This window comes from Streptomyces luteolifulvus (assembly GCF_008806595.1).
Classification (GTDB): Bacteria; Actinomycetota; Actinomycetes; order Streptomycetales; family Streptomycetaceae; genus Streptomyces; species Streptomyces luteolifulvus.
Genome location: NZ_VZRB01000003.1, coordinates 233,537 through 248,473, shown reverse-complemented (window position 1 = coordinate 248,473; position 14,937 = coordinate 233,537). Strand labels below are relative to the sequence as shown.

At 67.3% G+C, this 14,937-nt stretch carries 14 protein-coding genes; 7 read left to right on the top strand and 7 right to left on the bottom strand.

What is annotated here, in order from left to right; genetic code table 11:
* The first annotated feature begins 59 nt into the window (after positions 1-59).
* Positions 60-1,499 carry a CCA tRNA nucleotidyltransferase gene (locus tag F7R91_RS06150; protein WP_150945282.1) on the top strand — a complete coding sequence of 480 codons (1,440 nt, stop codon included), beginning with the start codon at positions 60-62 and terminating at the stop codon, positions 1,497-1,499.
* Positions 1,500-1,602: 103 nt separating this feature from the next.
* On the opposite strand, the gene F7R91_RS06145 is transcribed toward F7R91_RS06150, so the two are convergent.
* The 4 genes from F7R91_RS06145 to F7R91_RS06130 all read right to left on the bottom strand — a co-directional run bounded on the left by F7R91_RS06145 (position 1,603) and on the right by F7R91_RS06130 (position 5,362).
* Positions 1,603-2,073 carry an LppU/SCO3897 family protein gene (locus tag F7R91_RS06145; RefSeq protein ID WP_191971368.1) on the bottom strand — a complete coding sequence of 157 codons (471 nt, stop codon included), beginning with the start codon at positions 2,071-2,073 and terminating at the stop codon, positions 1,603-1,605.
* 124 nt (positions 2,074-2,197) lie between these two features.
* Positions 2,198-3,460: an MFS transporter gene (locus tag F7R91_RS06140; protein WP_150945280.1), complete on the bottom strand. Its 1,263-nt coding sequence runs from the start codon at positions 3,458-3,460 to the stop codon at positions 2,198-2,200.
* Between the two features lie 95 nt (positions 3,461-3,555).
* A complete protein-coding gene (locus tag F7R91_RS06135) occupies positions 3,556-4,638 on the bottom strand; it encodes an inositol-3-phosphate synthase (RefSeq protein ID WP_150945278.1) in 1,083 nt (360 codons plus the stop codon).
* Between the two features lie 43 nt (positions 4,639-4,681).
* The gene (locus tag F7R91_RS06130) at positions 4,682-5,362 is read right to left on the bottom strand and encodes a PadR family transcriptional regulator (protein ID WP_150945276.1); all 681 of its coding nucleotides are present in this window, start codon (positions 5,360-5,362) and stop codon (positions 4,682-4,684) included.
* Between the two features lie 375 nt (positions 5,363-5,737).
* Here F7R91_RS06130 and F7R91_RS06125 point away from each other — a divergent pair, with 375 nt between their 5' ends.
* Entirely contained in the window at positions 5,738-8,410 is a 2,673-nt protein-coding gene (locus tag F7R91_RS06125; protein ID WP_150945273.1) for a transglycosylase domain-containing protein, read from the top strand.
* Positions 8,411-8,519: 109 nt separating this feature from the next.
* Complete coding sequence (locus tag F7R91_RS06120; RefSeq protein WP_150945271.1) at positions 8,520-10,019, top strand: glycosyltransferase family 87 protein; 1,500 nt, start codon at positions 8,520-8,522, stop codon at positions 10,017-10,019.
* Between the two features lie 136 nt (positions 10,020-10,155).
* Here F7R91_RS06120 and F7R91_RS06115 read toward each other — a convergent pair whose 3' ends face one another.
* The 3 genes from F7R91_RS06115 to F7R91_RS06105 form a co-directional block, all read right to left on the bottom strand.
* On the bottom strand, positions 10,156-11,187 hold the full coding sequence (locus F7R91_RS06115) for an alanine racemase (protein WP_150945270.1): 1,032 nt from the start codon (positions 11,185-11,187) through the stop codon (positions 10,156-10,158).
* 92 nt (positions 11,188-11,279) lie between these two features.
* Positions 11,280-12,401, bottom strand: coding sequence for a peptidoglycan bridge formation glycyltransferase FemX (gene femX / locus F7R91_RS06110; RefSeq protein ID WP_150945269.1), 1,122 nt, complete (start codon positions 12,399-12,401; stop codon positions 11,280-11,282).
* 179 nt (positions 12,402-12,580) lie between these two features.
* On the bottom strand, positions 12,581-12,895 hold the full coding sequence (locus tag F7R91_RS06105) for a hypothetical protein (RefSeq protein WP_150945267.1): 315 nt from the start codon (positions 12,893-12,895) through the stop codon (positions 12,581-12,583).
* Positions 12,896-13,159: 264 nt separating this feature from the next.
* On the opposite strand from F7R91_RS06105, the gene rpsF reads away from it, so the two are divergent.
* From rpsF to rplI, 4 genes are all read left to right on the top strand, one after another.
* Entirely contained in the window at positions 13,160-13,450 is a 291-nt protein-coding gene (gene rpsF / locus F7R91_RS06100; protein ID WP_004950685.1) for a 30S ribosomal protein S6, read from the top strand.
* Between the two features lie 78 nt (positions 13,451-13,528).
* The gene (locus tag F7R91_RS06095; RefSeq protein WP_150945265.1) at positions 13,529-14,122 is read left to right on the top strand and encodes a single-stranded DNA-binding protein; all 594 of its coding nucleotides are present in this window, start codon (positions 13,529-13,531) and stop codon (positions 14,120-14,122) included.
* Between the two features lie 44 nt (positions 14,123-14,166).
* A complete protein-coding gene (gene rpsR / locus F7R91_RS06090; protein WP_003949403.1) occupies positions 14,167-14,403 on the top strand; it encodes a 30S ribosomal protein S18 in 237 nt (78 codons plus the stop codon).
* A gap of 18 nt (positions 14,404-14,421) precedes the next feature.
* Positions 14,422-14,868, top strand: coding sequence for a 50S ribosomal protein L9 (rplI, locus tag F7R91_RS06085; RefSeq protein ID WP_150945263.1), 447 nt, complete (start codon positions 14,422-14,424; stop codon positions 14,866-14,868).
* Positions 14,869-14,937 lie beyond the last annotated feature (69 nt).

Below are 14,937 nucleotides of genomic sequence, written 5' to 3'. Positions count from 1 at the left end.
GGATGTGCACGTTTAATGGAGGCGCTCGCGGTCGCCCGGGCCACGTACCCTCTTCTGTTGTGCCGAACGCCAACGAAGAAACCAGTGCCCTGAGCCAGGTGCAGCACCGAGCGGTGAGTGAACTGCTGCGGGTCGCCCCTGTCGCCGACGACCTCGCCCGCCGCTTCCGGGAGGCCGGGTTCTCCCTTGCGCTGGTCGGCGGCTCGGTCCGGGACGCGCTGCTCGGCCGGCTCGGCAACGACTTGGACTTCACGACCGACGCCCGCCCCGAGGACGTACTCAAGATCGTGCGGCCCTGGGCGGACTCCGTCTGGGAGGTCGGCATTGCCTTCGGCACCGTCGGCGCTCAGAAGGACGGCTACCAGATCGAGGTGACCACCTATCGGTCGGAGGCCTACGACCGCACCTCGCGCAAGCCCGAGGTGTCGTACGGCGACTCCATCGAGGAGGACCTCGTCCGGCGTGACTTCACGGTCAACGCGATGGCCGTCGCGCTCCCGGAGAAGGAGTTCATCGACCCGCACGGAGGCCTCCGCGACCTCGCGGCGCGTGTGCTGCGTACGCCGGGTACTCCCGAGGAGTCCTTCTCCGACGACCCGCTGCGGATGATGCGTGCCGCTCGCTTCGCCGCCCAGCTCGACTTCGAGGTGGCTCCGGAGGTCGTCTTGGCGATGAGGGACATGGCGGGGCGTATTGAGATCGTCTCGGCCGAGCGGGTGCGGGAGGAGCTGAACAAGCTGATGCTTTCCACCTGCCCGCGCAAGGGGCTGACGCTGCTCGTCGACACCGGTCTCGCCGATCATGTCGTGCCCGAGCTGCCGGCCCTCCGCCTGGAGAGCGACGAGCACCACCGGCACAAGGATGTCTACGAGCACACGCTGATCGTTCTGGAGCAGGCGATCGCGCTGGAGGAGGACGGGCCCGACCTGACCCTCCGCCTGGCCGCGCTGCTGCACGACATCGGCAAGCCGCGTACACGCCGCTTCGAGAAGGACGGCCGGGTCTCGTTCCATCATCACGAGGTGGTCGGGGCGAAGATGACCAAGAAGCGCATGACGGCTCTGAAGTACTCCAACGAGCTGGTGAAGGACGTTTCCCGGCTGGTCGAACTTCACCTGCGCTTCCACGGCTATGGAACCGGGGAGTGGACGGACTCGGCTGTCCGGCGCTACGTCCGTGACGCGGGACCGCTCCTTGGGCGGCTGCACAAGCTGACCCGCTCGGACTGCACGACCCGCAACAAGCGCAAGGCGGCCGCGCTGTCGCGTGCGTATGACGGTCTGGAGGGGCGGATCGCCCAGCTTCAGGAGCAGGAGGAGCTGGACGCGATCCGTCCGGACCTGGACGGCAACCAGATCATGGGGATCCTGGGTGTCGGGCCCGGCCCGGCCGTCGGTCGGGCGTACCGGCACATGCTGGAGCTGCGCCTGGAAAACGGGCCGATGGAGTACGACGACGCTGTGGCCGCACTCAAGGTGTGGTGGGCCAAGCAGGGCTGAGGCTGTGCATCGGGGTCGTGTTTCACGTGAAACACGACCCCGGATGCGCTGAGGGCCGGTGTTTCACGTGAAACACCGGCCCTCAGCGTAGGGAGAGGTCGGATCAGACGTCCGACAGGCAGAGCAGGAACTCTTCTCCGTCGCCCGTCTCGGCGTAGAAGCTGGTGGCGTCGTCGACCTTGCGGCACTCGGATTCGGCCGTGAACTGGGTGTAGTGGCCCTTGATCTTCTTGAGGACCTTGGCCTCGGCGTCCGAGGACTTGCAGTCCACGACCTCCATGCGGTCCGAGGACGAGGACGCGGACTTCAGGCAGTCACCCACGTTGGCGTGATCGGCGTCGTCCTGGCTGGCGATGTAGCCGACGACGGCCGCGACGGCGACGGCCGCGACGATGATCACGTTCTTGATCGTCTTGAACTTGGGTCGACGGCTCGGCTGCTGCGGCGGAACCGGCGCCATGCCCTGCTGGGGGAAGCCGGGCTGAGGCGGGTACGGGGCCTGCCCCTGGGGCTGGCCGGCGGGCTGCTGACCCTGAGCGAAGGGGTTCTGGCCCTGGGGCGGCGGAGTAGTCACTTGTAGGTCCCCCTAGAACATAGGTGCGTGACGCGAACATGGCGCGAGATAAGACGCACGTAAGCTACCGGTCCCCTATGACAACTCTGTACTCAGGAGTGCCTCTGTGTCATTGATGTGACACTTACTGGTGTTCAAACCGGGCCATAGCGCCAGCAACTGTTCCGTAGATAACGGCGATCGTGACCACCAGCGCCACCGAGCGGCCGTCCGGAGGCAGCATCAGGGCGGCCACCGCGGCCGCGCCGACAAAGGCGGCGTTGAACAGCACGTCGTACACGGAGAAGATCCGCCCACGGAAGCCGTCGGCGACCGAGGACTGCACCAGGGTGTCCGTCGAGATCTTCGCGCCCTGTGTGGTCAGACCGAGGACGAAGGCCGCGACCAGCATGGGTCCGGTGGCGAACGGAAGGCCCAGAGCCGGTTCCAGGACCGCGGCCGCCCCGGCGCACACGACGATCCAGCGGCCGGGTCCCAGCCGGCCGACCGCCCATGGCGTCACCACTGCCGCCGCGAAGAAACCGGCGCCGGAGACACCCAACGCCAGCCCCAGCAGCCGCAGTCCGTCGTCCGTGGTCGAGGACAGGGCATACCGGCAGAGCATCAGCACCATCACTGTCAGGGCGCCGTAGCAGAACCGCATCAGGGTCATCGCCACGAGCGCCCAGGCGGCTTCCCTGCGGGACGGCGCGGCGAGGTGCCGTACACCCGCCGCCAGGTCGCGGGCGGTGCCGACGAGTGCCGTCCCGAGCCGTGGCTGGACCAACTCGGACGCGGGCCCCAGCAGATCCGGTGCCATGCGCAGAGCGGCGAGCGCCGCACACAGATACAGCCCGGCGCCCACCAGCACCACGGCGGCGTCGGAGTCCGCGACCAGCAGCCGTACGGCGAAGGCGAGACCGCCGCCCGCGGTTGCCGCGAGCGTGCCGGCGGTCGGCGAAAGGGAGTTGGCGATCACGAGCCGCTCGTCGTCCACCACACGGGGCAGTGCTGCGGACAGGCCCGCCAGGACGAAGCGGTTGACGGCGGTGACGCACAGGGCCGAGACGTAGAAGATCCAGTCCGGGACGTTTGTGATCATCAGGATGGCCGTCGCCGACGCCAGCAGGGCGCGCAGCAGATTGCCGTACACGAAGACCTGGCGGCGCCGCCAGCGGTCCAGCAGGACACCGGCGAAGGGGCCCACCAGGGAGTACGGGAGCAGCAGGACCGCCATGGCGGAGGCGATCGCGGCGGCCGAGGTCTCCTTCTCCGGTGAGAAGACGACGTAGGCGGCGAGCGCGACCTGGTAGACGCCGTCGGCGCCCTGGGACAGCAGGCGAACGGCGAGCAGGCGTCGGAAGTTCCGGAAGCGGAGCAGGACGCGCAGATCACGCACGACGGACATGGGGCACAGCCTCACATACGCGGAGGGTCCCCGGGCGTAATGCCTCGGGGACCCTCAACAGCCCACAGGGAGACCAGCTTTATCGCGCAGGCGCCTCAGCGCTCGACATCGCCCCTGATGAACTTCTCGACGTTCTCCCGGGCCTCGTCGTCGAAGTACTGGACCGGCGGGGACTTCATGAAGTAGCTCGACGCCGACAGGATCGGGCCGCCGATGCCGCGGTCCTTGGCGATCTTCGCGGCGCGCAGGGCGTCGATGATGACACCCGCGGAGTTCGGGGAGTCCCAGACCTCGAGCTTGTACTCCAGGTTCAGCGGGACGTCACCGAAGGCGCGGCCCTCGAGGCGGACGTACGCCCACTTGCGGTCGTCGAGCCAGGCCACGTAGTCGGACGGGCCGATGTGGACGTTCTTCTCGCCGAGCTCCCGGTCGGGGATCTGGGAGGTGACGGCCTGCGTCTTGGAGATCTTCTTGGACTCGAGGCGCTCACGCTCGAGCATGTTCTTGAAGTCCATGTTGCCGCCGACGTTCAGCTGCATCGTGCGGTCCAGGATGACACCGCGGTCCTCGAACAGCTTCGCCATGACGCGGTGCGTGATGGTGGCGCCGACCTGGGACTTGATGTCGTCACCGACGATCGGGACGCCCGCCTCGGTGAACTTGTCGGCCCACTCCTTGGTGCCGGCGATGAAGACCGGAAGGGCGTTGACGAAGGCGACCTTGGCGTCGATGGCGCACTGGGCGTAGTACTTCGCCGCGTCCTCGGAGCCGACGGGCAGGTAGCAGACGAGGACGTCGACCTGCTTGTCCTTGAGGATCTGGACGATGTCGACCGGGGCCTCGGCGGACTCCTCGATCGTCTCGCGGTAGTACTTGCCCAGGCCGTCGAGGGTGTGGCCGCGCTGGACCGTCACGCCGGTGTTCGGCACGTCGCAGATCTTGATGGTGTTGTTCTCGGAGGCGCCGATGGCGTCCGCGAGGTCGAGGCCGACCTTCTTCGCGTCGACGTCGAAGGCGGCGACGAACTCGACGTCACGGACGTGGTAGTCGCCGAACTGGACGTGCATCAGGCCGGGGACCTTGGACGCCGGGTCGGCGTCCTTGTAGTACTCGACTCCCTGAACCAGCGACGCGGCGCAGTTGCCCACGCCGACGATGGCTACGCGAACCGAACCCATTCCGGTTGCTCCCTGTGTGTACGAGTGAGTCCCTGAGTAGGACTCACGTGGCGGTGTCGTCGGGCGTATCCGGCCGGGGGTCCCCCGGCCGGGGCAGGCCGCCCGACGCTCCAGATGTTGTGTCCTGCTGAGCGGACCCCCCGGTGGCGGAACCCTTCAGGTCCCGCCCGGCCCGCTCGCTCTCGATGAGCTCGTTCAGCCAGCGCACTTCGCGCTCCACGGACTCCATCCCGTGGCGCTGGAGCTCAAGCGTGTAGTCGTCGAGGCGCTCCCGGGTGCGCGCCAGGGAGGCGCTCATCTTCTCGAGGCGCTCCTCCAGCCGGCTGCGCCGGCCCTCCAGCACCCGCATGCGTACGTCGCGCGACGTCTGCCCGAAGAAAGCGAAACGAGCGGCGAAGTGTTCGTCCTCGTACGCGTCGGGGCCCGTCTGCGAGAGGAGCTCCTCGAAGTGCTCCTTCCCTTCCGCCGTCAACCGGTAGACGATTTTGGCGCGACGTCCCGCGAGTGGTGCGGCGAGGGCGTCCTCGGAGGTGTTCCCCGACTCCTCGATCAACCAGCCGTTGGCGACCAGCGTCTTGAGGCAGGGATAGAGCGTCCCGTAGCTGAACGCCCGGAACACGCCCAGTGACGTATTGAGTCGTTTGCGCAGCTCGTAGCCGTGCATCGGGGACTCGCGAAGCAGGCCGAGTACGGCGAACTCGAGGATGCCGGAACGCCGGCTCATCGTCGCCTCCTCTCTGCCGCGGATGTGCCATGACGGACTTTATGCCGAGCTGATGTATCGACTCGATACATCACGACGATAGAACGGCCTTGCGGAAGCGGCAAGAGCGATGACGGTGAACGGGGTCACATCCCCGAATCATTGGCCAGCGATTTGTCCCATTTATGGCTGACTTCGGGGCTAGGCGAGCTTTGACGGTGCGTAGTCTGTGCGCCATGCACAGCACCGGGAACCGAGTGACGCTTGGGGACGTCCTCGTCCTCGGTGCAGTACGGGTGAATGCAGAACCGACCACATCCGTACTTCGGGGGGACCGGAAACCAGCCGCCGTTTCCAGGCGCGCAAGGGTGCGCCTGCCCGAGGAGTAGTCGTTCGATGAGCGAGCACCGTCGCAAACCGCAGCAGCCGCAGGGAGGCGGACATGCCGCGGCCCGACGCGGTCAGTCCGGACCTCCCTCCGGCCGCCGTGCGGCACCGCGAGGCGCCACCGGGTCTCCCTCCGACTCCTACGGGTCGGGTTTCTACGGCTCGGGAGGTGAGGAGCCCACCTACGGCGGTCGCGCCGAGGCGCGGCGGGCAGCGCAGAGAAGCGGCGGCGGCCGCCGCAGAGCGGCCGAGCCCACCGGCCGCCGGGGCCCAGGAGGTCCGAACGGTCCCGGGAGAGGCAGAGGGCGCTACGCGCCGCCCGCCAAGAAGCGGTTCATCGACTACCCCCGCGCGGGCAAGCAGGGTCTGCAGCGCTGGGTGCCGTCGTGGAAGCTCGTGACGGGCCTGTTCCTCGGCTTCATCGGAAGCCTGGTCGCGGTCGCGGGCGTCGGGTACGCGATGGTCAGCGTGCCCAACATCGCGGACACCGCCGAGGCGCAGAACAACGTCTACTACTGGTCCGACGGCACCGAGATGGTGGCCACGGGTGGTGAGGCGAACCGCCAGATCATCAACTACGCCTCCATCCCCGAGGCGATGCGGTACGCCGTCATCTCGCAGGAGAACAAGACCTTCGAGACCGACCGGGGCATCGACCCCAAGGGCATCGCCCGCGCCGTGTTCAACATGGCCACGGGCGGTGACACGCAGGGCGGCTCCACCATCACCCAGCAGTACGTCAAGAACGCGCGGCTGGACGACCAGTCTCAGACCGTCACGCGGAAGTTCAAGGAGATCTTCATCTCCATAAAGGTGAACACCACGGTCCCGAAGGACGAGATCATGGCGGGCTACCTGAACTCCGCCTACTACGGCCGCAACGCCTACGGGCTCCAGGCGGCCTCGCGTGCCTACTTCAACAAGGACGCCGCCAAGCTGAACCCCGGTGAGTGTGCCTTCCTGTCGGCCATGCTCAAGGGCGCCACGTACTACGACCCGGCGGGTGCGACGAACGTCGACGCGGTGGAGGCCACTCCCTCCAAGAACCGCAAGCGAGCCCTGATCCAGATGCAGGACACGCTCGACAAGATGGTCGAGTACGGGCATCTGAGCCCCACGGTGCGGGCCAAGTACACGGAACTCCCCGACGTCAAGAACCCGCGCTCGAACACCGCGCTGAGCGGGCAGATCGGTTACCTCGTCGACCTCGCCAAGGGGTACCTGGTCAACAACACCGACATCACGGCCGAAGCCCTGCAGCAGGGCGGGTACTCGATCTACACGACCTTCGACAAGAAGAAGGTCAACGAGCTCGAGGACGCGGTCAAGAAGGTCCGGAAGGCGAACATCGATCCCAAGAAGCGCCCGGACACGGACACTCACGTTCAGTTCGGCGGAGCTTCGGTGGATCCGGCGACCGGTGCCATCAGGGCCGTCTACGGGGGTGAGGACGCGACCAAGCACTTCACCAACAACGCCGACTACACCGGTGTCCAGATCGGTTCGACCATGAAGCCGTTCGTCCTCGCGGCGGCGATGAAGTGGGGCGTACGGAATCCTGAGGGGCCCGACTCACAGGCGCAGGACGAGCGGACCGTCGTCTCTCCGAAGAGCCTGTACAGCGGTCAGAACAAACTCAAGATCAAGGACTACAGGGGCGACGTCTGGAGGAACGAGAAGGACGAGGAGTGGCTCCAGACAAACGACGGCAATGAGTCGTACGGCGGTCCGCCGAACTACCGGATCGACCTCCGTGAGGCAATGAGGGAGTCGGTGAACTCCGCCTATGTGCAGCTCGGCATGGACGTCGGTCTGGACAAGGTAAAGGAGTCCGCCGTCGACGCGGGCATCAAGGAGGACAGCCTCACCGGCACCAGCTTCCCGTCCTTCTCCATCGGTATCTCCGCTCCCAGCGCGATCCGCATGGCGGGCGCCTACGCCACCTTCGCGTCCAGCGGTGAGCAGCGCGACCCGTTCTCCGTCGCGAAGGTCACGAACAAGGACGGCACGGTCTACAGCCACAAGACGCAGACCAAGCAGGCCTTCGAGTCCCCGGTCGCCGACAACGTCACCGACGTGCTCAAGACCGTGGTCGACAGGGGCACCGGTACCAATGCCCAGCTGACCGGCCGCGACGTGGCCGGAAAGACCGGTACCACCGACGGCAACAAGTCCGCCTGGTTCGTCGGCTACACGCCGCAGCTGTCCACCTCGATCAGCATGTTCCGGTACGACGACGACGAGACCAAGAAGAACCGCACGTTCCTCAAGATGTTCGGAACGGGTGGCCAGAAGAAGATCCACGGTGCCTCGTTCCCGGCCCAGATCTGGCACGACTACATGGAGCAGGCGCTGAAGGGGGAGCCCGCGGAACCGTTCCCGGTCCCGGAGCCCATCGGCGAGATCGTCAACGACGTTCCGACGCCGACCCCCACTCCCACGGTCAGCGAGACCGAGGAGGCCAGCCCGAGCCCGACCCCGACCCCGAGCGTGACGCTGCCCTCGCCGTCGCCCTCGGCGAGCGAGTCCTGCAGGTTCAGCTGGCAGTGCGACGACGACTCCTCCGGAGGGACCGACGGAGGCGTGACCTCTTCGCCCACGCCCTCGGTGACGGACACGTCGGGCAGTGGCAGCAGCAGAGGCAACGGCAACGGAGGCCTCTTCGGAGGCTCGACCGGCTAGTCGTCGTATTGCACCCGTCGAGGTGTTTCACGTGAAACAGGGGCCGTCGCATCCACCAGGTGCGGCGGCCCTCGGCGTATTCCCAGGAACGTACGGCAGGATGTGCGACATGCCCAGTGCTGAATCGACGCAAGCGAGCGTGCACGAGACGGACCCGGTGCGGCCGACCAGAGAGGACGAGGTCGCCGCGCACGGCAGCGAGCTGATCGGTGGCCCCATCGGACGGCATGTCCTGCTCGGGACGTCCTGGTGGACTCCCGTGCGGGTGGTCGCGCTCGTGGCGATCGGTGTGTTCGCCCTCGGCCTGGTCCAGAAGGCGCCCTGCTACAACGGTGACTGGTTCTTCGGCGCCAGCTCGCAGTACACGCACGCCTGCTACTCGGACATCCCGCACCTCTACCAGGGCCGCGGCTTCGCCGACGGACGCGTTCCCTACTTCGACGAGCTGCCCGGTGACATGCAGTACCTCGAATACCCGGTGCTGACCGGTGTGTTCATGGCAGTGGCCTCCTGGCTCACGCCGGGCAGCGGCAGCATCCAGGACCAGGAGCAGTGGTACTGGATGGTCAATGCCGGGATGCTGATGGTGTGCGCGGCCGTCATCGCCGTATGCGTGACCCGCACACACGCCCGGCGGCCCTGGGACGGACTGCTGGTCGCCGTGGCGCCCGCCTTCGCGCTGACCGCGACCATCAACTGGGACCTGCTGGCCGTCGCCCTGACGGCGGCCGCGATGCTGATGTGGTCGCGGGGCCGCTCCCTCGCCTTCGGTGTCCTGCTGGGGCTCGCCACGGCTGCCAAGCTCTATCCGGTCTTCCTGCTCGGCCCGCTGTTCGTGCTGTGCTGGCGGGCCTGGAAGTGGCGGGACTTCGGAAAGGCCCTGGGCGCTGCGGTCGTCGCCTGGCTGGTGGTGAACCTGCCGGTGATGCTCTTCGCCTTCGACGGCTGGTCGAAGTTCTACACCTTCAGCCAGGAGAGGGGCGTCGACTTCGGGTCCTTCTGGCTGATCATGGCCCAGAACTCGAAGAACCCGCTCAGCACCGACACGGTCAACTTCTACGCCACGCTGCTCGTCCTCCTGTGCTGCCTGGGCATCGCCGTGCTCACACTGACCGCGCCGCGCCGGCCCCGGTTCGCTCAGCTCGCCTTTCTGATCGTCGCGGCGTTCATCCTCACCAACAAGGTCTACTCACCGCAGTATGTCCTGTGGCTGGTCCCCCTGGCCGCGCTGGCCCGGCCCAAGTGGCGGGACTTCCTGATCTGGCAGGCGTGCGAGGTGGCGTACTTCCTCGGGATCTGGATGTATCTGGCGTACACGACGAGCGGAGACGCCCACAAAGGCCTGCCCCAGGACGGCTACCACTGGGCCATCGCCGTGCATCTGCTCGGGACGCTGTACCTGTGCGCGGTCGTCGTGCGCGACATCCTCATGCCGGAGCGGGACGTGGTGCGCCGGGCCGGTGACGACGACCCCTCGGGCGGAGTGCTCGACGGCGCCGAGGACGTCTTCGTCCTCGGTCCCGCCGCCCATCCGCCGCGGCACGCTGCCCACTTCGGGGGGCCGCAGGTGGAGTGGGGCAGCCGGGAGGCCGGCGCCGGTCCGGGCTGACAGACGGCCGGGGTTCACCCGGTCTGCTCATCCGGTCCGCGCCCGTTCGCTGTGAGCGAACAACGCAGGCGGGAGAAACGCCAAAGGCCGTACACGGGAGGGTCCGTGTACGGCCTTTCGGCTGTGTTCAGACTGTTCAGCGGTCGACGAGCCGGTCGAACTGCGTGGTGGTGTGCCGCAGATGGGCCACCAGTTCCTCGCCGACCTTCGGCTCCGGGGCGTCCGTCGGCACGAACAGGATCGAGACCTGCATGTGCGGGGGTTCGGCGAACCAGCGCTGCTTGCCGCCCCAGACGAACGGGGAAAGGTTCCGGTTCACCGTCGCGAGACCGGCGCGGGCGACGCCCTTGGCGCGCGGCATGACGCCGTGCAGCGCCTTGGGGGCCTCCAGACCCACCCCGTGCGACGTACCGCCCGCCACGACCACCAGGAAGCCGTCGGAGGCCGCCTTCTGCTGCCGGTAGCCGAAACGGTCGCCCTTGGCGACGCGCGTGACGTCCAGAACCGCCCCGCGGTACTCGGTGGCCTCGTGGTCGCCCAGCCACAGCCGCGTGCCGATGCGAGCGCGGAAGCGGGTCTGCGGGAACTGCTGCTGCAGCCGCGCGAGATCCTCCGCCTTGAGATGGCTGACGAACATCGTGTGCAGCGGCAGTCGGGCAGCGCGCAGCCGGTCCATCCAGCCGATGACCTCCTCGACGGCGTCCGAGCCGTCGGTACGGTCCAGCGGAAGGTGGATCGCGAAGCCTTCGAGGCGGACGTTCTCTATGGCGGCGTGCAGCTGCGGAAGTTCCTGCTCGCTGATGCCGTGCCGCTTCATCGACGACATCACTTCGATGACCACGCGGGCGCCCACGAGGCCGTACACGCCGTCCACCGACGACACCGACCGGATCACCCGGTCCGGCAGCGGTACGGGCTCCTCGCCCCGCCGGTACGGCGTCAGCACCAGCAGGTCGCCGCCGAACCAGTCCTTGATGCGCGCGGCCTCGTAGGTCGTGCCGACGGCGAGGATGTCGGAGCCCAGCCGTGTGGCTTCCTCCGCCAGCCGCTCGTGCCCGAAGCCGTAGCCGTTGCCCTTGCAGACCGGGACGAGCCCCGGGAACTGCTCCTGCACGTGCTTGTGATGCGCCCGCCAGCGCGCGGTGTCGACGTAGAGCGTGAGCGCCATGGCCGGACCTGGAACCTTTCTCGTGGCTGCGGTGTATCAGAGGTATGGGAGCTGTCGACGTTGTCGAAGGTATCGAAGCAAAGAATGCGGGATCAGCGGCGCGACATGTAGATGTCGAGCGCCTTGTGGAGCAGCTTGTTGAGCGGGAAGTCCCACTCGCCGAGGTACTCGGCAGCCTGGCCGCCCGTGCCCACCTTGAACTGGATCAGACCGAAGAGGTGGTCCGTCTCGTCCAGCGAGTCGGAGATGCCGCGCAGGTCGTAGACCGTCGCGCCGAGCGCGTAGGCGTCGCGCAGCATCCGCCACTGCATCGCGTTCGAGGGCCGGACCTCACGGCCGATGTTGTCGGAGGCACCGTAGGAGTACCAGACGTGCCCGCCCACGACCAGCATCGTTGCCGCCGAAAGGTTCACGCCGTTGTGCCGGGCGAAGTACAGCCGCATCCGGTTGGGGTCCTCGGTGTTGAGGGCCGTCCACATGCGCTGGAAGTACGACAGCGGACGGGGCCGGAAGTGGTCGCGCACCGCCGTGATCTCGTACAGCCGCTGCCATTCCTCGAGGTCCTGGTAACCGCCCTGGACGACCTCGACACCGGCCTTCTCGGCCTTCTTGATGTTGCGGCGCCACAGCTGGTTGAAGTTCTTGTGGACCTCTTCCAGGGACCGGTTGGCCAGCGGCACCTGGAAGACATAGCGGGGCTGTACGTCGCCGAAGCCGGCGCCGCCGTCCTCGCCCTGCTGCCAACCCATCCGGCGCAGCTTGTCGGCGACCTCGAAGGCGCGCGGCTCGATGAAGTCGGCCTCGATGTCCCGCAGACGCTTCACGTCCGGGTTCTGGATGCCCTGCTTGATGGAGCCGGCCTCCCAGCGCCGGATGATCACCGGCGGGCCCATCTTCACCGAGAAGGCGCCTTGCTGCTTGAGGTGGGCGAGCATCGGTTCCAGCCAGTCGTTCAGATTTGGCGCGAACCAGTTGATGACCGGGCCCTCGGGGAGATAAGCGAGGTAGCGCTTGATCTTGGGCAGCTGCCGGTAGAGGACCAGCCCCGCGCCGACCATCTCGCCGGTGCGGCCGTCGAACCAGCCGAGGCTCTCGGAGCGCCACTCCGCCTTGACATCGGCCCAGGCCGGAACCTGCATGTGACTCGCCGCAGGCAGGCTCTGGATGTACGCCAGATGCTGCTCGCGACTGATGGTCCTCAGGGTCAGGCTCATTCGGGGCGCTCCTCGGGCTGGTGTGTCCCCATGGGTTCAGGGGCTCCGGCTCTCGCGCCGAAGCCTACTGCGCCTTGCGAGCGCCCCGAATGGGCGTACGGCAGCTTCGCCCCGGCCTGTTGGCCGCCGGGGCGCTTCTGTGGTGCCTTGTGCGGTGTTCTGGGAGTGTGTCCGAGGCGTCAGCCGATGAGTCCGCCGAAGAGGCCGCCGTTCGACATACCGAGGAAGAAGCCGAACGCGGAGGCGCCGAGACCCAGGATGAGCCCGAAGCGCTCGCGGGTCGTCACCGAGATCCACTGGCCGTATGCGCCGGTGAAGACCCCCACCAGGCCGGTCCACGAGCTGACCAGGTGCAGGCTGTCGAACATCGCCGTGATGAAGGCCGTCACTCCGAGCACCAGGGTCACCGCGAGCAGGGCGTCCTGGAGGGGGTGGGGACGGCCGTCCGTGGCGAAAAGGCCTCCGGCCGTGTTGGGTCGCATTGCCTGTGCCATAGGGCACCTCCTGCGGAAGTCGGCGCATCGTAGCGCCATACACACCCGATGCGTACAGATTGACGGCCCCCGAGGCCTGATTTCAACCGGAAGCGGGTGTGCGGGTACTCTGTACCGTCTGCACCGGTGTCTGCCCACGTCACGGCAGGGGATCCCGCGAGGAGCCCCCGATTGTCAGTGGCGGCCGATACCGTTGCGTACGCATCACAACCCTCCTGCCACGGAACGACCGTGGCCGCTGAGTCCAAAGGAGGTGGGTTCCACATGCGTCACTACGAGGTGATGGTCATCCTCGACCCCGATCTCGAGGAGCGCGCTGTCTCCCCGCTGATCGAGAACTTCCTCTCCGTCGTCCGTGAGGGCAACGGAAAGGTGGAGAAGGTCGACACCTGGGGCCGTCGTCGTCTCGCGTACGAGATCAAGAAGAAGCCCGAGGGCATCTACTCGGTCATCGACCTGCAGGCCGAGCCTGCGGTCGTCAAGGAGCTCGACCGCCAGATGAACCTGAACGAGTCGGTCCTCCGGACCAAGGTCCTCCGCCCCGAGACCCACTGAGCTCTCCCGCTCAGCTGATCCCGGGATTCGAGTAGCAGCAACAAGCAGCCAGCAGCAAACCCGCCGAGAGGTTCCCCCATGGCAGGCGAGACCGTCATCACGGTCGTCGGCAATCTTGTCGACGACCCCGAGCTGCGCTTCACCCCCTCCGGTGCGGCGGTCGCGAAGTTCCGCGTCGCGTCCACCCCCCGCACCTTCGACCGTCAGACGAACGAGTGGAAGGACGGCGAGAGCCTGTTCCTGACCTGCTCGGTCTGGCGTCAGGCGGCTGAGAACGTCGCCGAGTCGCTCCAGCGAGGCATGCGCGTCATCGTGCAGGGCCGGCTGAAGCAGCGGTCCTACGAGGACCGTGAGGGCGTCAAGCGCACGGTCTACGAGCTGGACGTCGAGGAAGTCGGCGCCAGCCTGCGCAACGCCACGGCCAAGGTCACCAAGACCACCGGCCGCGGTGGCCAGGGTGGGTACGGCGGCGGTGGCGGCCAGGGCGGCGGCGGCTGGGGCGGTGGCCCCGGTGGCGGCCAGCAGGGCGGCGGTGCTCCCGCCGACGACCCGTGGGCGACCGGCGCTCCCGCCGGTGGCGGCCAGGGCGGCGGTGGCGGCTGGGGTGGAAACTCCGGCAGCGGCAGCGGCAGCGGCGGTGGCGGCGGCTACTCGGACGAGCCCCCCTTCTAGGGCGGGTTCGTACCCATACTTCTTGATCACACAGGAGAAACACCATGGCGAAGCCGCCTGTGCGCAAGCCGAAGAAGAAGGTCTGCGCTTTCTGCAAGGACAAGGTCACGTACGTGGACTACAAGGACACGAACATGCTGCGGAAGTTCATTTCCGACCGCGGCAAGATCCGTGCCCGTCGCGTGACCGGCAACTGCACGCAGCACCAGCGTGACGTCGCCACGGCCGTCAAGAACAGCCGTGAGATGGCGCTGCTGCCCTACACGTCCACCGCGCGCTAAGGGAAGGGTGACCGACTCATGAAGATCATCCTCACCCACGAGGTCTCCGGCCTCGGTGCCGCCGGCGACGTCGTCGACGTCAAGGACGGCTACGCTCGCAACTACCTGATCCCGCGGAAGTTCGCGATCCGCTGGACCAAGGGCGGCGAGAAGGATGTCGAGCAGATCCGTCGTGCTCGCAAGATCCACGAGATCCAGACCATCGAGCAGGCCAACGCTGTAAAGGCCCAGCTCGAGGGCGTCAAGGTCCGTCTGGCTGTTCGTTCGGGCGACGCCGGTCGTCTCTTCGGTTCCGTCACCCCGGCCGACATCGCGTCCGCGATCAAGGCTTCCGGTGGCCCCGAGGTCGACAAGCGCCGCATCGAGCTGGCCGCTCCGATCAAGACCCTGGGCGCCCACGAGACGTCCGTGCGTCTGCACCCCGAGGTTGCCGCCAAGGTCAACATCGAGGTCGTCGCGGCCTGATCGCTGCGCTCGGCTTGAACAGCTGAGAGAAGGGGCCGCACCCGCTGGGGTGCGGCCCCTTCTCCTGTG